Raw genomic sequence first — 20,078 nt, 5'->3', positions numbered from 1 at the left:
GAACGCGCGCGCGTAACTGGCGAATGGCGGCGGGCGGTTGCGTGCAGTTTGAGTGACGCCGAAGGGTACCCCTCGCGGGGTGTGATGGCTACGAACTGGGCGGTGGAAAACTCGCGCGCCGTGGTCCGAAACATCGGCGGTTTTGACGAAAATCCTCGCAAATCGGCGGATGAGGGGCGTTGAGGGCCGGCGAAGCGTCCGACTGCGCTGCAGCATCGACGCCGGGAAGGCCGTACTTAGCCGCGACAGCAAACCGGCCGGAGGCGCGCACAACCCGGGATTGCCGAGGTTTTTGCCGTTAACGATATCTTAAGAATCCCGGCCCGTTGCTGGCCGGAGACACTGACGGAACGGCTAATCCAGCGCCCATGGAAGCGACCACCGCCCATCCTCCTGTCGATCTTGCACATCTGGCGCGCCAGACGGGCGGCAACGAGGCGCTCGGCCGCGACGTGCTGCGCATGTTCCTGGAGGGCTCCCCGGCCGACTTTGCCCGCCTCGCCAGGGCCACCGGGACGGAGCGGCGCGAGGCGGCGCACCTGATCCTCGGCTCGGCCCGCGCTATCGGCGCCGGGGCGGTGGCGACCGCCGCGGCCGCGGTTGAGGCCGGCGACCAGAATCTTTCCAATCTGGAAGCCGCGCTCGCCGCCGCCAACCAGTTCATCGCCGCATACCTATCCCGGTGACCGCTGCACTGGCAGGGTAGGGCGGAATCGCCTATAGAGCCGCCCGAATTCCCGCCGGAACTGCATCCGCCCGATGGCCAAGATCACCTACATCGACACGACCGGCACGCGCCACGAAGTGGAAGCGGAGAACGGATCGACGGTGATGGAGAACGCCATCCGCAACGGCGTGCCCGGCATCGAGGCGGAATGCGGCGGCGCCTGCGCCTGCGCCACCTGCCACGTCTACGTCGATGAAGCCTTCAAGGAGATCGTCGGCCCGCCCGAGCCGATGGAAGAAGACATGCTCGACTTCGCCTTCGACGTGCGGCCGAACTCGCGCCTGTCGTGCCAGATCCGCGTCCGTGACGCGCTCGACGGGCTGGTCGTCACCGTGCCGGAGCGGCAAGGCTAACTCCGGCACCGCTCAGCCCCGCAACAATCTTCCTTTGAATCACGGGCGCGAGCGGATAACTGTCGCGCGAAATCACGCTTCTGAAGGTATGGCTGGAATGAACGACGCTTCCCCCATCGGCGGCCTGGTCGAGACCGACGTCATCATCGTCGGTGCCGGCCCGGTCGGCCTCTTCGCCGTCTTCGAGCTCGGCCTGCTCGACATCAAATGCGCGCTGGTCGACATCCTCGACAAGCCGGGCGGGCAGTGCGCCGAGCTCTATCCCGAGAAGCCGATCTACGACATTCCCGGCTACCCGATCATCACCGGCGAGGGGCTGATCGAGAAGCTGCTCGAGCAGATCAAGCCGTTCAACCCGAGCTTCCATCTCGGCCAGATGATCGAGTCGCTGGCGCGCGAGGCTGACGGCCGCTTCCGCATGACGACCGATGCCGGTACGACGTTCCTCGGCAAGGTCGTGGTGATCGCGGCGGGCGGCGGATCGTTCCAGCCGAAGCGGCCGCCGGTGCCAGGCATCGAGGAATACGAGGGCACCTCGGTCCACTATGCCGTGCGGCGCATGGAAGATTTCCGCGGCCACGACGTGCTGATCGTCGGCGGCGGCGACTCGGCGCTCGACTGGACGCTGAACCTGCAGCCGTTGGCGAAGTCGCTGACGCTGCTGCACCGGCGCGACGATTTCCGCGCGGCGCCCGACAGCGTGCGCAAGATGCGCGAGCTGGTCGAAGCCGGCAAAGTGAAGCTGGCGCTCGGCCAGGTGAGCGGCCTCAAGGGCGAGGCCGGGCAGGTGACGCACGCCGTCGTCAAGGACAAGGACGGCGCCGAGGTCCATCACGAGGCGACGCGCATCCTGCCGTTCTTTGGGCTGACGATGAAGCTCGGGCCGGTCGCCAACTGGGGGATCAATCTCGAGGAGAATCTGATCCCGGTCGATACGGCGAAGTTCGAGACGTCGGAGCCCGGCATCTTCGCCATCGGCGACATCAACACCTATCCGGGCAAGCTGAAGCTGATCCTCTGCGGCTTCCACGAGGCGGCGCTGATGGCGCAGGCCGCGGTCCACCGCGTGTTCCCCGACAAGCGCGTCGTGTTCCAGTACACGACCTCGTCGTCGAGCTTGCAAAAGAAGCTTGGGGTGATCTGACCTTTCCGTCATTCCGGCGAAAGCCGGAATCCAGCGCAGTCGTCTGCGCAAGCCGAGGCGGTTGCGCTGGACCCCGGCCTTCGCCGGGGTGACGCGTGAGAAGGTGATCTGACACCCGCCGTCGTCCCCGCGAAGGCGGGGACCCAGTAAACATTGTCCTGTCGGCGTGTACTGGATCCCCGCATGCGCGGGGATGACGCCTGCGCGTAGGTGACAGCAGTCTTACGCCGCGTCCGACTTCTCTGCCTCGCAGGCCAGCCCGTATTTCTCCGCCCACGACTCGATCGCGTCGATCGTCGGGCGGAGCGCGAAGCCCGACTCGGTCAGCTCGTAGCTGGTCTTCGGCGGCATCACTGACTGCACCGTCTTCTTGACGATGCCGGCCTTCTCGAGCCGCGCCAGGCGCTGGGCCAACGTGGTTGAGTTCACGTCGCCGGTGTTGCGGGCCATGTCGTTGAAGCCCTGCGGGCCGGACAGAAGCACCTTCACGATCAGCAGCACCCACTTCTCCTGGAGCAGGCTCACCCCTGCGTGGAGATGTCGCGACGGACAAGCAGAATTGTCGGCGGCGGGCGGGTTGCGTGGCATGGCGGCTACCTATCACAGGCGGAGCGATTCCGCGAGTACTTGATTTTCTATAGTGCTATATCTAATTATCTAACCGATAGTTTCAAGCACTCTAGGAGCCATGCCATGAACGCCGTCACACAAGCCTTTGTCCCCGATCCCCGCCACATCGCCCTCGCCGACGAGACCAGCATTGCCAACGCCAAGGCGGCGCTGGAGAAGGCCGGCATCGAGGTTTTCGTCGTCGACAGTGCCGCCGAAGCCAAGGCCAAGGTCCTCGAGCTGATCCCCGAGGGCGCCGAGGTGATGACCAACGCCTCCAAGACGCTCGACGAGACCGGCATTGCCGCGGCCATCAACGAGTCGGGCAAGTACGACGCGCTGAAGCCCAAGCTGATGGCGATCTACGGCGATCCCAACAAGAAGCGCGAGCAGCGCAAGCTGGCCGCCGCGCCCGACTATTCGCTGGGCAGCGTCGCCGCCGTCACCGAGGACGGCTCGCTGCTGATTGCATCGGCCAGCGGCAGCCAGCTCGGCCAGTACACCTACGCCGCCGGCAAGGTGATCTGGGTCGTCGGCACGCACAAGATCGTCAAGGACATCGAGGAGGCGCAGCAGCGCCTGAAGGAGCACGTGTTCCCGCTCGAGAACGAGCGTGCGCTCGCGGCCTATGGCTTCAACAGCGCAATCCTCAAGGTGCTGACGATCCACGGCGAGCGGCCCGGCCGCCTGACGTTGATCCTGATCCGCGAGCACCTCGGCTTCTAGTCGGCCGAGAAGGTGATCGTGCTCGAGGCGTAGCTGGCTCCGGTCCTGGGGTCCTTCCTGACGGTGGAAAGTCTGTAGCCGCCGGGAAGGACCTCGATCGTATTGACCGAGGTATCGGGCTGGCCGGTCAGCGTATCGATGAACGACGCGTTGAGATCGAGCCGCGACGCGTTGCCAGTGCCGGCCAGCGACGCCGGCCCGCGCGAGGCGAGGCTCGCCAGCGTGCCGGAATATTTGCCGCCGCCGTCGGCCCTGATCTCGCCGTCGATGCGGCCGGACGACGAGGCCAGCGAGCAGCGGCCCTTCTGGTCCAGCGTCTTGCCGTCATCCTTGAGCGTGTTGGTGAGCTTGCAGAAGACGCGTTCCGGGTCGCTGCCGGGCTTCACCACGATCATGCCGCGGCCGGTCCATTCGCCGACCAGCTTGGCCAGCAGCGCATCGTCGGCGGCGAGCGCCGCGGCGGGCATCAGCGAGATCAGCGCGGCGGCGAGTATCGCTCTCATTCTTTTTCCGTCTCCGCGCTTTCCGTTCCCGGCCGCTCGAACCAGCGGCGGGCGAACCCGTACATCAACGCCGGCATGACGATCAGGTCCCCGGTCATGGCGACGACCAGCGTGATGCCGGCGATGACGCCGAACAGCGTGATCGTCGGCAGGCCGCTGGCGAAAGTCGTCGACAGGCCGGCGAGGATGACGATGGTGGTGCCGATCAGCACCGGCCCGACGTCGCGCGACGTCTCGACGATCCGCCGGCGGAGCGGCACCTCGGGGCCGTGCAGCACGAGAAGCCGGTTGATGTAGTGGATCGTGTCGTCCACGGCGATGCCGAAGGCGACGGTCAGCGCGATCACGGCGGTGAACTGCATGCCGCGCCCGGTCAGATAGAGCAGGGCGCCGGTGGCGAATAGCGGCAGCGTGTTGGCCAGCGACGAGACGATGCCGATCGGGATATTGCGGAAGGCGATGACCAGCAGGAAGACGTCGCCGAAGACGGCCGTCGCCAGGCTCCAGTTGAGGTTGGCGATGGTGCGCGAGGCCTCGGCGTTGGTGACCGCCATGACGCCGGTGAGCACGACGTCCGGCCCGCCGGCGGCCTTCACGGCGGCCTCGGCGTTGGCGATGAGCGGCGTCAACTGCCGCGCCGGCATTTCGCGGACGTTGGCGGAGACGAGCGCGGCGCGCGTCGTGCTGCCGATCAGGCGGCTGCGCGCCTGCGGCGAAAGCTGGTCGAGGATCGCGTCGAGCTTATCGCTGGTCGCCTCGTCGGCGCCGCCGCCCACCCACTGGACCAGACTCCACAGCGACAGCGGCGCGCTGGCGCCCGGCACCGCGGCGAGCGCCTCGTGCACGGCCTTGATACGCAGCAACTGTGCCGGTGCGGTGGCGCCGACGCCGGGCGTCGCCGGCACGACGGCCTCCAGCGGGAAGGCGCCGTCGAATTTGTCGTCGTAGCGGCCAAGAGCGGCGTTCGCGACATTGTTCGTCGGCAGGTGCTCGCGCACCGAATGCTCGGGCGGCACCATCCAGTAGAGCGCGCCGCAGACGACGAGCAGCACGCCCGAGATCACGCCGAGGCCGCGCGCATGGCGCACGACGAAGCGGCCGAGCGCCTCGCTCGGTCCCTCCGAGCGGGTGAGGATATCGAGGGCGGTGCCGCGGTTCACCTTCCAGAACCGGCCGAGGGCGAGCGCCGCCAGGGCGTGGCCGACCAGCATGATCGGGCAGGCGACCAGCATCGCGACCGCGCCGGTCCAGGCAAAGCTCCGCACCAGGCCGATGTCGGTCAGAGCCAGCGAGGCGAAGGCACCGGCGACGGTGAGCGCGGTCAGCATGCACGCGGCGCCGACTTCCTTCTGCGCCAGCCACTCGGCTTCCAGCGGCGTCTTGCCCTCGTCGCGGTGCTTCCGCCAGGCGTGGCTGAGGTGCATGCCGTCGGCGTAGCCGAGGATCATCACCAGCGCCGGGATGACGTTGGACATCACCGTCACCTTGGCGCCGAACAGGCCCATGCCGCCCAGCACGATGCCGGCCGACAGGATCGACGGCACCGCGGTCATCAGCGCGCCGACGAGCGAGCGGAAGGCGACCAGGCTGATGGCAAGGCCGATGATGGCGCCGATGCCGTTCAGCACGATCTGGTCGCGCTTCAGGATATCGACGATGGCGATGCGGATCGCCGGGTAGCCGGTGACGGTGACCGTCACGCCGCTGTCGGGGCCGAGGACATCGGCGGCGGTCTTCTCGATGGTGCCGTTCAAGACGCGGGAGACGGCCAGCGGCGCCTTCGGCTCGGCCGGGGTGACGAAGAACGCCATCGCCTTGCCGTCGGCGGACAGCAGCTTCGATCCCATCAGCGGGTTGGCGCGGATCGCGGCGGCGAGCTCCGGTGTCAGGCCGGCGCCGGGGTCGCCGACCAGCGGTGGCGCGTTGCCGTCAGCGTCGGGCGGGGCGCGGAGCGCGAAGGGCGAATACACGCCATCGACGCCGTCGGCCACCTGCAATTCGAACTGCAGGTCCTGCAGCTTCTGGAACGTGGCCGGGTCTCCGAGGTGATCGCCCTCGATCAGGACGATGGTCTCGTTCTCGGGATCGACGAATTCGCTGGTCGTCTCGACGTAGGTGCGGAAGCCGACCGAGTCGCTGGCGAAGGTATTGCGGAGGTCCTCGTCGAAGGCGAGCCGCGTCACGCCGAAGACGGCGACCGCCAGAATCGCCGCGAATACGATGGCCGTTGCCAGCGGCCAGCGAAGGGCGGGCCACGCGATACGCTCCAGACCGAAACCGATAGACCGCATGAAGGACCGGAACGACTACACCGCCCACCGTTTTGACCGTGCGGCGGAGGGCTGTCAAACTTCCGCTGATGAAAGCCGAGCCGCACTTCTTCGCCGACGATGGCGACATCCCGAACAACCGGCTGCCGCTGATCCTCTACGCGGGTGCGCTCGCGCCGACCGCCGATACCGCGGCGGCCTTCGAGGCGCTGTTCCGTGCCAACAACTGGGGCGACGGCTGGCGCTACACGGTCTATCCGTTCCACCACTATCATTCGAACGTGCACGAGGCGCTGGGCGTCGCGGCCGGCACGGCGGAACTCCGCTTCGGCGGCGAGGCGAACGGCCGGATGGTGCAGGTGAAGCCCGGCGACGCGGTGCTGATCCCGGCGGGCGTCGGCCACAAGCGCGTGTCGTCGTCAAACGATTTTCTCGTCGTCGGCGCGTATGCGCTGGGCGCCAATCCGGCGGGGACGGATCGCGATCTTTTCCGCGAAGGCGCGGAGGACACGGCGCGCATCCGCGCCCGCATCGTTCAGGTGGCGCGGCCGGCGACCGATCCGGTCACGGGCGCCAGTGGCGGATTGCACGAACTCTGGCGGTAGTCACACGCCGCTTCCCCCGCAAAGGCGGGGGTCCAGGTGGGACGGCAGGTACTTGCCGCGAGCTTAGTGCACCAAACTACCTCCTGGGCCCCCGCCTTTGCGGGGGAAGCGGAGTGTTGAGCACGCTCCAGCCTTCGAAGTGCCATCCCAGAATCCAAAAGGGCCAGCGGTTACCCGCCGGCCCCTTCGTGCCCCGAGGGTACGCCCCTCAATTCAGAACGACGACCTTGGTCCCCACCGCCACGCGATCGTAAAGATCGATGACGTCGTCGTTGACGAGCCGGATGCAGCCCGAGGAAACCGCCTGTCCGATGGTCCAGGGTTCCGCCGTGCCGTGAATGCGATAGATGCGACCGCCGATGTAAAGCGCGCGGGCGCCGAGCGGGTTGCCGATGCCGCCCTTCATGTAGGCGGGCAGCTTGCGGCCCTTGGCGGCCTCGCGGGCGATCATCACCGCCGGCGGCGTCCAGCCCGGCCACTCGGCCTTGCGCGATACGCGGTCGGTGCCCTGCCAGGTGAAGCCTTCGCGGCCGACGCCGATGCCGTACTTGATCGCCTGGCCGTTCTCCATGACGTAATAGAGCCGGCGCTCGGTCGTGTTGACGACGATCGTGTTCGGGCCGTAGGGGCCGTCGTAGCTGACGGTCTCGCGCGGAATCGGCGAGTAATTGTGCCCGGCCGGCGCCAGGTACTGCCAGTCGGTGTCGATCGTGGTGATCTTCCCCGTCTGGGCATCGTACTGGGTAATGATCTTGGCGTTCGCCGACGCTACGCCCATCACCAGGGCCGCTGCCGCCATCGCGGCCAACATTATCTTGCGCATGCCAAATCCCGTGCGGCTTGTCGCTCCCGCCCGTTGACATGCCCCAAGCAGCGGCCTGTGGACAACATGTTGCTGGATGTGTCTGGCCGATTTGTCGCAACTGTTGTCACGATGCAACGGTAGGTTCCAGGATGGCCGTGGGTCGCGGATGGGGCGACAATCGCCGGCTGGCACATAAAGGGAGGCAGGAACGATGGACGACAAGCGTTGGGATGCGGTCGACGCCTACTTCGAGGGCGCGCTGCTCGGCAAGGATCCGGTGCTGGAGGCCGTGCTCAAGGCGAGCAGCGACGGCGGGCTGCCGGAGATCGCGGTCGCGCCGAACCAGGGGATGCTGCTCAACATCTTCGCCCGCTCGGTCAACGCCGAGCGCGTCCTCGAGGTCGGCACGCTCGGCGGATACTCCTCGATCTGGCTGGCGCGGGCGCTGCCCAAGGGCGGCAAGCTGATCACGCTCGAGGTGGAGAAGAAGCACGCCGACGTGGCGCGGGCGAATTTCGAGCGGGCGGGGCTGGCCGACAAGATCGAGCTACGGCTCGGCCGCGGCACCGACCTGCTGCCCAAGCTCGCCGCCGAGAAGCCACAGCCGTTCGATCTGGTCTTCATCGATGCCGACAAGCCGAGCAACGCGGACTATTTCGATTGGGCGATGAAGCTGACGCGCAAGGGCAGCCTCATCATCATCGACAACGTCGTGCGCGGCGGCGCGGTCGCCGATCCGAAAAGCACCGACGCGTCGGTCAAAGGCGTCCACAAGCTGGTCGAGCGTCTCAAGGGGGAGAAGCGCGTGATAACGACGGCGGTGCAGACCGTCGGCGTCAAAGGCTACGACGGCTTCACCATCAGCGTCGTGATCTGAAGGCACATCACGGTCGGTGCTCCCCCGTTTACGGGGGAGCTGTCGGCGAAGCCGACTGAGGGGGTGCCCCCCGCCACCGCCTTCGGCGGTCCCCCTCCCCCGCTTTGCGGGGGAGGACCGACGGCGCCCTGCGAGCTAGTCACTCTTGTCGCCGGCGAGCGGCCTCAGCGCCGCCATGACGTCGGCGATGCGCGGCGGCGTGCCGACGACGAAGGGCAGGGGACGGCACACCTCAATCGCCGCGATGCCGACGCGGGCGGTGAGCAGCCCGTTGATGACGCCCTCGCCGAGCCTTGCCGACAGGCGCGCGGCGACACCGTGGCCGACGATCTGCTGGACCAGCGAGTCGCCCGCGGCGATGCCGCCGGTGACGGCGAGGTGGCCGATGGTCTCGCGCGCCAGGCGCAGGAAGCCGATCGTCCCCGGCCGGCCGCCGTAGAGCACGGCGAGGCGGCGGATGAGGCGCAGGATCTCGGAGCCGACGAACAGCAGGTCGATCAGGGCGCGCGGCGAGATGGCGGTGACCAGCGTCACGCGCTTCGCCGAGGCCAGCACCATGCGCCGGGCCGACTCGTCGAAGGGCAGCAGCAGTTCCGTCTCTGCGAGGCCGATCAGGTCGCGGCCGTCGATGATCTCGCCGCGGTTGGTGGCCAATTTGGCGCGGCCGCGCGCCGTCTCGGGGCGGCGGCGGTAGAGCGCGTCGATCTCGCGGATGACGAGCACTGCGGCGTCGCGGTCGTCATTGGCCGCGGCTTCGACCGCGCGGGCGTGGATGTGATGGACGCGGCGCAGACGCAGCAGCGCCGCGATCTCGCGCCAGGCCAGAGCTATGAGGGCGATGACGGCGACGGCGGTGAGGGCGAGAGCGAGGTAGCCGAGAATATCGTTCCGCTCGAACAAACTGCGGACGAGGTTGTCGATGCCGATGCCGATCGCCAGCGCGATCAAGCCGCCGGCCGCGGCGAAGAATACGTTAAGCCAGCGGCGCGGCTTGAGCGGCGCGACCGCGACGGCGAGGCCCTTTTCCAGCGCGGCGTTCTCCTCGGCCTCGGCGCCGGGGTAGAGATCCTCCGCCTCGAAGCGCACCTCGTCGAGGTTGAACGATGTCGGGCGGCGCGTCATGCGAGCTTGTCTCCGAGCAGGAATTCCAGCGCGCGGTCGAGACGGATATGCGGGAGCGAGAGCGTCAGGCCCTCGGCGGTACGCTCGAGCTTCGGCGGGCGGAAGCGGACGAAGCGGACGTCGGTTGGCGCGGCGTCGGGCTTGAACAGCACGTCGGTGTTCTTGGGCAGGTCGCCCGGGAAGATCGCGACCTCGCTGTTGCCGTCGAAGGTGCGGCCGTCGACGGCTTCGCCGGGCAGCGGCGTGCCGATGATCGAGGGCAGCGTCTCTCCGGCGCTGGTGACGCTTGCCTCGCGGGTGGCGCGCACGGAGGCCAGCGCCAGCACCTCGACCTTGGCGCGCGCGTATTTGGCGCGCTCGACGGCGCGGGAGACGAGCCGGCCGAGGATCGTCTCCAGCCGGTCGTGGTCGCCGTGGTGCAGGTGATCGGCCTTGGTGGCGGCGAACAGGATGCGGTCGATGTTGCGGTTGACGATGCCGCCGAACCAGCCCGAGCGGCCGAGGCGGAACGCCGACAGCACTTCGGTCAGCGCCGTCTCCAGTTCGGCCACCGCAGCCGGGCCGGCGTTCAGCGCGGACAGAACGTCGGCGAGCACGATCTGCCGGTCGAGGCGGGCGAAGTGATCGCGGAAGAAGGGCCGCACGACGATCGCCTTATAGGCCTCGTAGCGCCGCGCCATCATGCGGGCGAGCGTGCCCGGCGCGCCGTCGTCGGTGACGTTCATCGGCGCGAAGGTGAGGGCCGGCGAGTTGTCGAGATCGCCCGGCATGAGGAAGCGGCCGGGCGGCTCGGTCGACAGCGCGCCGTCGGCGGTGCGCGTGCCGCGGAGATACGCGGTGAACAGCGTCGCCAGTTCCCGCGCCTGCCCCTCGTCTTCCTTCGTGGTCGGCGACAGCGTCGCGAGTCGCGCGAGCCAGGGCGCGGCGTGTCCACGATGGCCGGCGAGGCCGGCTTTGGCGATCGCGCTCTGCGACCACTCGGCGTAACTCTTGCGCAGCAGCGGCAGGTCGAGCAGCCACTCGCCGGGATAATCGACGATGTCGAGATTGAGCTTGCCGCTGCCGATGGTGCGCGAGAAGAACGACGCCGACTCGTAGCGGACGGTGAGACGCACCTCGGAGATCTGCCGGGTCGATTCCGGCCAGATGCGGTCCTCGACCAGCGACTTCACGTGCCGCTCGTAGTCGAAGCGCGGCACGTCGTCGTCCGGCTGCGGCTGCAGCCTGGCGCCGGCGACGCGGCCGGCGGCGTACGACTTGAACAGCGGCAGGCGGCCGCCGTGAATCAGGTTGTGGATCAGCGCGGTGATGAACACGGTCTTGCCGGCGCGGGCGAGGCCGGTGACGCCGAGGCGCACGGTCGGGGTGACAAAACCGAAGGCGCGGTCGCCGATATTGGCCAGAACCAGGCGGGTTTCGTCGGTCAGCGTGGTTAGCTGCATCTTCCCCATGTATGCGAGCGCAGGGTGGGGCGCCAGTGCCGCCCTAGTCGTCGGCCTCGCCGCCCAGATCCTTGGGCCGGCGGAAATCGACCAGCTCGCCCGGCTCCACGTGCCAGTCCGGCGTGTCGATGGCGATCACCGCCAGGGCGGAGGTCGGAAACTTCGCCGCCATCGCGGCACGGAGTTTCCTGTCGCCCTTGACGGACAGCGCCACCGCAGTGGCGTGGATGGTCGGATTGTGCGCGATCACGAGCAGGCGCGCCGCGCCGCCGCCGTGCGTGGCGATGACGTCGTCGTAGGTCGCGTCACGCCCGTCGTAGAGGCGGTCGACGAAGGTGATCTTCGGCTCGCTCGCCAGCGTCTCGACGATTCCCTCCAGCGTCTCGCGGGTGCGGCGCGACGGCGAGCAGAGGATCAGGTCGGGAATGCCGCCCTCGGCGATCGCGGTGCCCATCAGGCGGGCGTCGCGGTGGCCGCGGGCGGTGAGCGGGCGGTCGCGGTCGGCCATGCCGCGCTCAGCCGGCACGGTCTTGGCGTGACGAAGAAGCAGAAGATGTTTCACGCTCCGCCCCAAATGAAACACGCCCGCGAGATGTCTCCCGCGGGCGTGCGCATGATCTTCGTCGGGCTAGTTGAAGGTGAGCAGCGACTGCGACACCCAGCCCGGACCCTTGTAGCCGCCGACCTGGCACCAGCCGGTCGAGGCGCAGACGGCGACCGACACGGTCGTGTTGGCGGGGAGCTGTTCCTGGACCGGATAGTCCTTGCCGGGCCCGATGCGGACGTTGACCTGCGTCGCGTACGGCGTGTTGGCCGAGGTGCTCGGCGGCGGGAAGGTCGAGTAGGCGACCGGCGTCGGCGCCGGGCCGCTGCCGGCGCACTGGGCGTAGGCGGCGTTGTAGATCTGGGTGCGCTTCTCGGCCGACAGGATGGCGCCGCCGGCGCCGCCGGCGACACAGCCACCGGCGATCGCGCCGGCCTGGCCGTTCGAGAAGAGCGAGCCAAGGCCCGCACCGACGGCGCAGCCGAGCGCCATCGAACCGACCGGATGGGTCTGGGCATCGACCGCGGCCTGCGCCACGGCGTTGCAGTCCTTGGCGTAGGCGCTGCCGGCAATGGCCATCGCCATCGTCGCGGCGGCGAGCGTGGTGAACAGAGTCTTCATGTCCAAGTCTCCTCCAAAGGGGCCGGACGGCCGTGCGGAATGCTTAGCGCCCCAAGCGCTGCCCGCAAGCCGCGAACCAATCGTTGGCAAACAAATATAGACGGCGCGCATGACAGGCAGTGACAGCCGTCACAACCCGGGAATCCGGCTTTTGTTCGTCTATTCGTCCCGATAGACGCGCTCGCGGCGCTCGTGACGCTCCTGCGCCTCGATCGACAGCGTTGCGATCGGACGCGCATCCAGCCGCTTGAGGCTGATCGGCTCGCCGGTTTCCTCGCAGTAGCCGTACGTGCCGTCGTCGATGCGCTGCAGCGCTGCGTCGATCTTGGAGATCAGCTTGCGCTGGCGGTCGCGGGCGCGCAGCTCGATGGCGCGGTCGGTCTCGGAGGAGGCGCGGTCGGCGAAATCGGAGTGGTTGGTGCTCTCGTCCTGGAGGTGCTGCAGCGTTTCCTTCGCCTCGCGCAGGATGTCTTCCTTCCAGGTGAGCAGCTTGACGCGGAAGTACTCGCGCTGCCGATCACTCATGAACGGCTCTTTTTCGGTCGGCCGATATTCCTGCAGGCGCGTATTGGGCATGAAGGCTAGACCCCTGACTCGGCTATCAATTCGGCGCGGAATATAGCGATGGGGTCCGGCAGGAACAACAACAAGAACATGACGAAAACGTCACGTTTCAGCGTGGGTTAAAGTGGCGGAAAACTGCGGAAAACCGCCTACGGACGCTTGGCGGTGATCTCGCCCAGCAGGCGGGCCATCTCGCGCTCGAGGTCGTTCACCTTCGCCGCCGTCTCGTCGGCGGAGGGACTCGGCGCGGCGTAGGGATTGGCTTCCGGCTCCGGTTCGGGCTCGTGGGTACCGGAGCCGTTGAGGTCGCCGGCGCGGCGGCTGAAGGGCGTGCCGGCAGCTTCGTCATAGGTCGGGGCCTGCGGCAGTTCGGGGAACAGCGGTGCCGTGTCGGCCATCGGCTCGAACTGGACCACGGTCGGTGCCGGGGGCGGCGCGGGCGCTGGTTCCGGGCGGGGCGCCGTCGCGGTGGCGCGCCGTATCGGCGAGAACGGGCGCTCGATCGGCTGCGCGGTGGCCGGCGGGTAGGCGGGTGGCGGCGGCGCCGAGGCGGCGGGCGCCATCGGCGGATTTTCGGCACGATACGACGGCGGCGGGGCGCCGGCGGCCGACTGCGGGCGCGCCGTCGGGAAGGGGATCGGTGAATTTTCGGGGGCAAACGGCGCCTCGAACGGCGGGTCGTTGGCTGCCGGGGCAGGCGGGGCCGAAGTCTGCGGGCGCGCCGCAGCAGGGCGCTGGCGGGGCCGCACGATCGCCTGCTCGACCACGATGTCGGTCGGTCCGCCGATCAGGATCAGGTGCTCGACGTTGTCCCGGCGCACCAGCACCAGGCGCCGGCGGCCGTCGACCGGCATGGCGTCGATCACCGCCAGGCGCGGCACGCGACCGCGGCCGATACGGCCAAGACCACCGGAGGAATAGCGGCGAACCAGCCAGTAAACCACGGCGATCAGGACCAGTACGACCACCAGGGTGATCGTGAACTGGAGGATCAATCCGCCCCAAGAGCCGAACATCGGCTTTCGCCCCGCATCTTCCGTGCCATGCCGCCATTGGCATTGTCAGTTTGGCGCAATCGCCGCGAAAGACAACTTTTTCCGGCGAACTATTCTGGAATGCGAGGCGGCGCGGTGTGCCGGCGTGGTGGGAATGCTGCGGTCGCGTTGAATTATGCGGCCGGTGTGACCATTGTCCTTGGATAGCGGCGCCCGATTTGATTCACTCCGCCCGAGACTGATTCGCGAGCCGCCCGGGGGCACCAAGCGTCCTTCATGTCCGATCGCGCAACGACGCCAGCGCCCGTTCAGCCGGTCCTCGACCGGACGGAACGCATCAGTGGTGTCGGTCGGCTGATCGTTCTCTCCTTCGCGCTGGTCGGCGTTTCGATCGGCCTCATGCTCCTGCAGCCGGATCGCGGCGAGCCGTTCCTGCTGGGCCTGCTCGGCATTCTCTCGATGGTCGGCGTGGTGGCGCTGCTCGGCGGCGCCATCGGCATCATCCGCTTCACGGCGCGCGGGCAGGACGACAGCGTCGGCAAGGCGTTCGTCGATGCGATGGGCGAGGGCGTCATCCTCACCGACCTCGTCGGGCGCTTCGTCTACGCCAACCGCGCCTACGGCGAACTGATCGGCGCGACCGACGCCAAGGAAGTGCACTCGGTCGAGCGGGCGTTTTCCGGCAATGCCGATGCGACCGAGGCGATCTACCGGATCGCGCAGCACGTGCGCGAAGGCGACACCGGCGAGGAAGAGGTGCGCATGCCGGGGCCGCTCGACGCCGCAAGCGGCGAGGGGGCGCGCTGGTATCGCATTTCCGGCCGGCCGCTCGCCGTCAGCGGCCGCAAGCGTCCGCTGATCGCCTGGCGCGTCGCCGACATTTCGAGCGAACGCCTGCGGCAGGAATCGGTCTTCCAGGAACTGCAGTACGCAATCGATTATCTCGACCACGCGCCCGCCGGCTTCCTGTCGGCGGAGCCCGACGGCCGCATCGTCTATCTCAATGCGACGCTCGCCGAGTGGCTGGGTATCGATCTCACGCGCTTCGAGCCGGGCTCGCTGACGCTCGCCTCGATCGTGCGTGGCGACGCGATCGCGCTGCTGTCGTCGCCGTCAGAGGAAGAGACGCGCAACCGCACGACCGTCATCGACCTCGATCTCACCAAGCAGAACGGCCAGAGTTTGCCGGTGCGCCTCCTGCACCGCGTGCCGGTCACCGCCGACGGCGCGCCGGGCGCGACGCGGACGCTGGTGCTCAACCGCAGCCCGGGTGAGGAAAGCTCCGAGGCGCTGCGTGCCGCCGAGGTGCGCTTCTCGCGCTTCTTCAACAACACGCCGATCGCCATTGCCGCGATCGATGCCAAGGGCGGCATCGGGCGCACCAACGCGTCGTTCCTGCGCCTGTTCGGCACCTCGATCATGGGCGGCGGCTCGCGCCGGCTGGTCGATCTGGTCGGCGAGACCGAGCGCGCCAAGCTTGCCGATGCGCTGAAGTCGGCGACCGAGGGGCAGGGCGTCGTGCAGATCGACGCGACGCTGTCGGCCGATCGCGAGCGCAGCGTCCGCTTCTACATCAACCCGGTCGCCGAAGGTGCGGGCGGCATCGAGGCGGTGATCGTCAACGCCATCGACATCACCGAGCAGCGGACGCTGGAAAACCAGGTCCGCCAGCAGCAGAAGATGGATTCGGTCGGCCAGCTTGCCGGCGGCATCGCGCACGACTTCAACAACGTGCTGACCGCGATCATCGGCTTCTCCGACCTGTTGCTCGCCAACCACCGGCCGAGCGACCCGTCCTTCCAGGACATCATGAACATCAAGCAGAACGCCAACCGGGCCGCCGGCCTGGTGCGCCAACTGCTCGCCTTCTCGCGCCGCCAGACGCTCCGCCCGCAGGTGCTGCTGCTGCGCGACACGCTCTCGGACATCTCGATCCTGCTCGAGCGGTTGCTCGGCGAGAACGTCAAGCTGCAGATGAACCACGGCCGCGACCTCTGGCCGATCAAGTTCGACCTCAATCAGTTCGAGCAGGTCGTGATCAACCTCGCGGTCAACGGCCGCGACGCGATGCCCGCCGGCGGCACGATGTCGATCCGCACGCGCAACCTCGATGCCGCCGACAGCCAGCAGTTCGGCTACAAGCCGCTGCCCAAGGCGGACTACGTGCTGATCGAAGTCGAGGACACCGGCACCGGCATGTCCCCGGAGGTGCAGGCCAAAATCTTCGAGCCGTTCTTCTCGACCAAGGAGGTCGGCAAGGGCACCGGCCTCGGCCTCTCCACCGTCTACGGCATCGTCAAGCAGACCGGGGCGCACATCTTCTTCACCTCGGTGTTCGGCTCGGGCACGGTCTTCCGCATCTTCGTGCCGCGCTACATCCCGGCGGCGGGCGAAGTCACCGCCGGCCAGGTCGAAACCAATGCCGAGATCGCCGACCTCACCGGCACGGCGACGATCCTGCTGGTCGAGGACGAGGAAGCCGTCCGCGCCTTCGCCGCCCGCGCGCTGCAGTCGCGCGGCTACAAGGTGTTCGAGGCAACGTCGGGCATCGACGCGCTCGAGGTGATGAAGGAATCGGGCGGCGCGGTCGATCTCGTCGTATCGGACGTCGTCATGCCGGAACTCGACGGCCCGTCGATGCTGCGCGAGTTGCGCAAGACCCGGCCCGACCTCAAGATCATTTTCATCTCGGGCTACGCCGAGGATGCCTTCCGCAAGAACCTGCCGGACGGCGAGAAATTCTCCTTCCTGCCGAAGCCGTTCTCGCTGAAGCAGCTTGCCGTCGCGGTGAAGGAGACGCTGGGGCGGTAACTCCACTCCCGCTGTCCCCGCGAAGGCGGGGATCCAGGTCCGTCAGCAGGACCGACCGCCAGCGCGAGCGCGCTTCGTTACCTGGATCCCGCCTTCCCGGGGAAAGCGGAGTTGGGTCAGGCCCGGTGCGTCACCAGATCGCGGATCGCGGCCGGCGCGAAAGCCAGGCCCATGCTCATCAGCGGCGTGTAGAGCGCGCCCCAGTAGTCGTTGAAGGCTTTGCCGACGATCAGGAACGTCGCCATGTAGACCGCGACGGTGACGCCGATGCGGGCGGCTTCGGGTGCGCGCCAGCCGATCAGGCCGAGAAGGCAGAGCGGCACGACGATGGCGGACACCCAGAGCGGGGCGGCGAGCAGCATGCCGTTGAAGGCGGCGGTCGACAGCACGAAGGACATGCCGCCGAACTGGATCCAGCCGTCGACGTAGGAGAAGTCGCCCGCCGCGTGCTGGCCCTCCACCATCATGTAGTGCCAGGCGAAGTAGGCGAAGAACGCGACGAGGCCCGCGGCCCATCCGGCCAGCTCGGAGCGGCGGCCGTCGCGCCAGGCGAAATAGATGCACACCAGCACGTACGGCGCCGCCAGTTCGCGCACGAACAGCGCGGCCAGCGCGAGGACGAACCCGATCGCCGGGCGCTTGAGGCCGTAGGCCGAGGCGGAGGCGAGGATCATCACGCTGGCGACGATCTCGGTGAACAGCACGCCGGCGCCGGTGGCGCAGGCGGCGAGGCACATGGCGAGGGCAAAGGCGGCGATGTAGGCCGTCGGCTTGTCGGCGGTGTCGCGCACCAGCTTGGCACCGGCAAAGACGGCGCCGATGGCGCCGAGGCCGAGGACGATGCTGGCCCACAGCAGCGAGGGGAAGCGGCTGTCGATCCATGACAGCGTCGGCAGGCGCCAGTTGAAGACGGACTGGGTGCCGTAGCGGCCGTCGTGCAGCTCGGTGTGGGCGGCGGTGTAGTAATTCTCGCCGGCGTGCATGCGTTCGACGACGCGCTCGTACATCGCCCGGTCGCCGTTGTCCGTGTCGGGCGCTTCCGCCGGCGGGGTGAAGCGAAGCGCGATCGCCAGCAGCACCAGCATGGCGAGGGCGGTGACGATCAGGATCGCGGCCGCAAGCCGCCGGTCGATGTCGCGGAAGCGGGTCGGCGGCAGGCCGGCGATCAAGGCGCCGGTTAGGCTGGACTGGGCGATCGTGCGCGTCTGCATGGCGCGCACTTTGCCTCAGGGTTTCTCAACAACGGGCTAATGCGGGAGGTTTCTCCTCGTCATTCCGGCGGAAACCGGAATCCAGCGCGGGCGTTACGTCCTTGTCTGGCGGTAGCGCTGGCCCCCGCTTTTGCCGGGGCGACGAGGGAGGGGCGGCGAGCTCGCGCATCCTCTTCGTTTCGTCCCCGCATCCGCGGGGACGACGTCAGTGGGATTAGCCCGTGAGCGCCACCGCGATTTCGGCCGCGAGGCGCGCGTTGTTCCGGACCAGCGCGATGTTGGCCGTCAGGCTGCGTCCGCCGGTATGTTTCAGGATCGCGTCGAGCAGATACGGTGTCACGCCCTTGCCGGCGATGCCGTCGCGGGCGGCGGCTGCGACGGCGGCCTCGATGGCCGGGCGTATCTCCGATGCCGGGATCTCGTCGCCCGGCGGGATCGGGTTGGCGATCAGCACGCCGCCGGTCATGCCGAGGCCGTTGCGGGCGCGGATGAAGGCGGCGATCGCCGCAGGAGAATCCATCCGGAGCGGGGCGGGGAGGCCGCTCGACCGCGACCAGAAGGCGGGGAACTCGTCGCTGCGATAGCAGACGACCGGTACGCCCTGTGTCTCCAGGAACTCCAGCGTCTTCGGCACGTCGAGCAAGGCCTTGGCGCCGGCCGCCACCACGACGACGCCGGTGCGGCCGAGTTCGGTCAGGTCGGCCGAGATGTCGAAGGTCGTCTCGGCGCCGCGGTGGACGCCGCCGATGCCGCCGGTGGCGAACACCGGGATGCCGGCAAGTTTTGCGGCGATCATCGTGGCGGCAACGGTGGTGGCGCCGTGCTTGCCGGCGGAGAGGGCGTAGGCGAGGTCGGCCGACGACAGCTTCAGCACGTCTTTCGCCTTGGCGAGCCATTCCAGCGTCTTGAGATCGAGGCCGACGCGGAGCTTGCCGTCGATGACGGCGATGGCCGCCGGGACTGCGCCGGCGCCGCGCACTTCCGCCTCGACGCCCTGCGCGGTTTCGAAATTCTGCGGCCACGGCATGCCGTGGCTGACGATGGTGGTTTCCAGCGCCACGACGGGGCGATGCGCGGCGAGCGCGGCGGCGACCTCGTCGGAGATGACCAGCGGCGGCTTCGTCACGACGCGATGCGCTCGCGGCTGGCCGGTCCGGCGAGGCGCTCGGCCAGCGCGTCGGCGCTGAACGGGGCGGCGATGATGCTGCCGGCCTCCACTGCAAGCGCGGCGGCGGCAAGGCCGAAGCGGACGGCGTCGTAGAGCGTGTGGCCCTCGGCGAGGCCGAGGATGGTGCCGGCGGCAAGCGAGTCGCCGGCGCCGTTGACGCCACGGGCGGCGGCGCGCAGCGGCATGAACGAACGGACCTCGCCGCCGCTTGCCACCGCCAGCGGCTCGGTGCCGTTGGTGACGATGATGCTCGCCGAGCGGTGGCCGGCCAACTCGGTCGCCATCGCCATCGGCGACAGTGCGACGTCGTCGGGATCGCGGCCGAGCAGGGTCGCGGCTTCCTTGCGGTTGGTGAAGACGTAGGTGAGGTCGTCGAGGATCGGGACGAGACGCACGGCCTTTGCCGGCGAAACGGTCAGCGCCGCGATCGGGCGGCGGGCGTGGGTCGCTTCCGAGGCCAGGAACTCCAGCGTCTCGGCCGGCAGGTTGGCATCGATCACCCAGAAGTCGCGCGGGCCGCTTTTCGCTACGGCCTCGACAATGATCGCCGGCGTGATCTGCTCGCAGATCTTCATGTCGGCGATGCCGATGATCAAGTTGCCGGTGTCGTCGAAGGTGGCGTGGTAGCCGGCGGTGGTGGCGCCCTTCAGCGCCGTCATGCCGGCGGTATCGATGCCGGCGACTTTCGCGGCGTTGACGATCGCCTCGCCGGCGGCGTCGCTGCCGACGACGGTCGCCATGCGCGTCGGGAAGCCGAGGCGGGCAAGCACGGTGGCGACGTTGAAGCCGACGCCGCCCGGCAGGTGGCGGACGGTGCCGGGGTTGGAGGCGCCCATCACCGGCGGCGCGCTCGAGCGCGCGACGCGGTCCAGCGTGGCGCCGCCGAAGACGGTCACCGTATCGAACGGCCGCGCGTGATCTTCCATGTGCTGATGCTCGTGCCCCCGGCTGCCACCGGTTTTAGCCATGGTGACGCCGACT

At 68.4% G+C, this 20,078-nt stretch carries 20 protein-coding genes; 7 read left to right on the top strand and 13 right to left on the bottom strand.

Translation table 11 applies throughout. The features are described from left to right. The first annotated feature begins 368 nt into the window (after positions 1-368). The 3 genes from WDM94_12035 to WDM94_12025 all read left to right on the top strand — a co-directional run bounded on the left by WDM94_12035 (position 369) and on the right by WDM94_12025 (position 2,224). On the top strand, positions 369-686 hold the full coding sequence (locus WDM94_12035) for an Hpt domain-containing protein (protein ID MEJ0013327.1): 318 nt from the start codon (positions 369-371) through the stop codon (positions 684-686). 73 nt (positions 687-759) lie between these two features. Next, a complete protein-coding gene (locus WDM94_12030; GenBank protein ID MEJ0013326.1) occupies positions 760-1,080 on the top strand; it encodes a 2Fe-2S iron-sulfur cluster-binding protein in 321 nt (106 codons plus the stop codon). Between the two features lie 115 nt (positions 1,081-1,195). Beyond that, the gene (locus WDM94_12025) at positions 1,196-2,224 is read left to right on the top strand and encodes an NAD(P)/FAD-dependent oxidoreductase (GenBank protein MEJ0013325.1); all 1,029 of its coding nucleotides are present in this window, start codon (positions 1,196-1,198) and stop codon (positions 2,222-2,224) included. A 222-nt stretch (positions 2,225-2,446) separates the two neighbouring features. Here WDM94_12025 and WDM94_12020 read toward each other — a convergent pair whose 3' ends face one another. Next, on the bottom strand, positions 2,447-2,749 hold the full coding sequence (locus WDM94_12020; protein MEJ0013324.1) for a helix-turn-helix domain-containing protein: 303 nt from the start codon (positions 2,747-2,749) through the stop codon (positions 2,447-2,449). A 168-nt stretch (positions 2,750-2,917) separates the two neighbouring features. Here WDM94_12020 and WDM94_12015 point away from each other — a divergent pair, with 168 nt between their 5' ends. After that, positions 2,918-3,559: a lactate utilization protein gene (locus WDM94_12015; GenBank protein MEJ0013323.1), complete on the top strand. Its 642-nt coding sequence runs from the start codon at positions 2,918-2,920 to the stop codon at positions 3,557-3,559. Here the strand turns inward: WDM94_12015 and WDM94_12010 are convergent. Together WDM94_12010 and WDM94_12005 are read right to left on the bottom strand one after the other, a co-directional pair. Then, complete coding sequence (locus WDM94_12010) at positions 3,556-4,062, bottom strand: hypothetical protein (GenBank protein MEJ0013322.1); 507 nt, start codon at positions 4,060-4,062, stop codon at positions 3,556-3,558. The two genes, WDM94_12015 and WDM94_12010, sit on opposite strands and share 4 nt — an antisense overlap. After that, positions 4,059-6,353: an MMPL family transporter gene (locus WDM94_12005; protein ID MEJ0013321.1), complete on the bottom strand. Its 2,295-nt coding sequence runs from the start codon at positions 6,351-6,353 to the stop codon at positions 4,059-4,061. The genes WDM94_12010 and WDM94_12005 overlap by 4 nt, the downstream gene beginning before the upstream one ends. Before the next feature lie 68 nt (positions 6,354-6,421). Between WDM94_12005 and WDM94_12000 the strand changes: the two genes are divergently transcribed. Beyond that, on the top strand, positions 6,422-6,937 hold the full coding sequence (locus WDM94_12000) for a cupin domain-containing protein (GenBank protein MEJ0013320.1): 516 nt from the start codon (positions 6,422-6,424) through the stop codon (positions 6,935-6,937). A gap of 208 nt (positions 6,938-7,145) precedes the next feature. Here the strand turns inward: WDM94_12000 and WDM94_11995 are convergent, their stop codons facing one another. Then, entirely contained in the window at positions 7,146-7,760 is a 615-nt protein-coding gene (locus tag WDM94_11995) for a L,D-transpeptidase (GenBank protein MEJ0013319.1), read from the bottom strand. 193 nt (positions 7,761-7,953) lie between these two features. Here WDM94_11995 and WDM94_11990 point away from each other — a divergent pair, with 193 nt between their 5' ends. Then, positions 7,954-8,619, top strand: coding sequence for an O-methyltransferase (locus tag WDM94_11990; protein ID MEJ0013318.1), 666 nt, complete (start codon positions 7,954-7,956; stop codon positions 8,617-8,619). Between the two features lie 135 nt (positions 8,620-8,754). Here the strand turns inward: WDM94_11990 and WDM94_11985 are convergent, their stop codons facing one another. The 6 genes from WDM94_11985 to WDM94_11960 form a co-directional block, all read right to left on the bottom strand. Beyond that, positions 8,755-9,741 (bottom strand): TIGR01620 family protein, encoded by a 987-nt coding sequence (locus WDM94_11985; protein MEJ0013317.1) that lies wholly within the window; start codon positions 9,739-9,741, stop codon positions 8,755-8,757. After that, the gene (locus WDM94_11980; protein ID MEJ0013316.1) at positions 9,738-11,183 is read right to left on the bottom strand and encodes a YcjX family protein; all 1,446 of its coding nucleotides are present in this window, start codon (positions 11,181-11,183) and stop codon (positions 9,738-9,740) included. Before WDM94_11980 ends, WDM94_11985 begins: the two co-directional genes overlap by 4 nt. Before the next feature lie 43 nt (positions 11,184-11,226). Beyond that, on the bottom strand, positions 11,227-11,745 hold the full coding sequence (locus tag WDM94_11975; GenBank protein ID MEJ0013315.1) for a histidine phosphatase family protein: 519 nt from the start codon (positions 11,743-11,745) through the stop codon (positions 11,227-11,229). Between the two features lie 66 nt (positions 11,746-11,811). Further along, positions 11,812-12,348 (bottom strand): SH3 domain-containing protein, encoded by a 537-nt coding sequence (locus tag WDM94_11970; protein ID MEJ0013314.1) that lies wholly within the window; start codon positions 12,346-12,348, stop codon positions 11,812-11,814. A 159-nt stretch (positions 12,349-12,507) separates the two neighbouring features. Continuing rightward, positions 12,508-12,924: an RNA polymerase-binding protein DksA gene (gene dksA / locus WDM94_11965; GenBank protein MEJ0013313.1), complete on the bottom strand. Its 417-nt coding sequence runs from the start codon at positions 12,922-12,924 to the stop codon at positions 12,508-12,510. Between the two features lie 137 nt (positions 12,925-13,061). Continuing rightward, the gene (locus WDM94_11960; protein ID MEJ0013312.1) at positions 13,062-13,928 is read right to left on the bottom strand and encodes a flagellar biosynthetic protein FliO; all 867 of its coding nucleotides are present in this window, start codon (positions 13,926-13,928) and stop codon (positions 13,062-13,064) included. A gap of 255 nt (positions 13,929-14,183) precedes the next feature. Here WDM94_11960 and WDM94_11955 point away from each other — a divergent pair, with 255 nt between their 5' ends. Continuing rightward, positions 14,184-16,718 carry a PAS domain-containing protein gene (locus WDM94_11955; GenBank protein MEJ0013311.1) on the top strand — a complete coding sequence of 845 codons (2,535 nt, stop codon included), beginning with the start codon at positions 14,184-14,186 and terminating at the stop codon, positions 16,716-16,718. 116 nt (positions 16,719-16,834) lie between these two features. Here WDM94_11955 and WDM94_11950 read toward each other — a convergent pair whose 3' ends face one another. The 3 genes from WDM94_11950 to WDM94_11940 form a co-directional block, all read right to left on the bottom strand. After that, positions 16,835-17,929 carry a hypothetical protein gene (locus tag WDM94_11950; protein MEJ0013310.1) on the bottom strand — a complete coding sequence of 365 codons (1,095 nt, stop codon included), beginning with the start codon at positions 17,927-17,929 and terminating at the stop codon, positions 16,835-16,837. A 214-nt stretch (positions 17,930-18,143) separates the two neighbouring features. Beyond that, on the bottom strand, positions 18,144-19,055 hold the full coding sequence (locus WDM94_11945; protein ID MEJ0013309.1) for a pseudouridine-5'-phosphate glycosidase: 912 nt from the start codon (positions 19,053-19,055) through the stop codon (positions 18,144-18,146). After that, the gene (locus tag WDM94_11940) at positions 19,052-20,065 is read right to left on the bottom strand and encodes a PfkB family carbohydrate kinase (protein MEJ0013308.1); all 1,014 of its coding nucleotides are present in this window, start codon (positions 20,063-20,065) and stop codon (positions 19,052-19,054) included. The genes WDM94_11945 and WDM94_11940 overlap by 4 nt, the downstream gene beginning before the upstream one ends. Positions 20,066-20,078 lie beyond the last annotated feature (13 nt).

The organism is Bauldia sp., from assembly GCA_037200845.1.
GTDB lineage: Bacteria > Pseudomonadota > Alphaproteobacteria > Rhizobiales > Kaistiaceae > DASZQY01.
The sequence above is the reverse complement of the archived record's forward strand: the minus strand, read 5'-3'. Positions and strand labels throughout refer to the sequence as shown.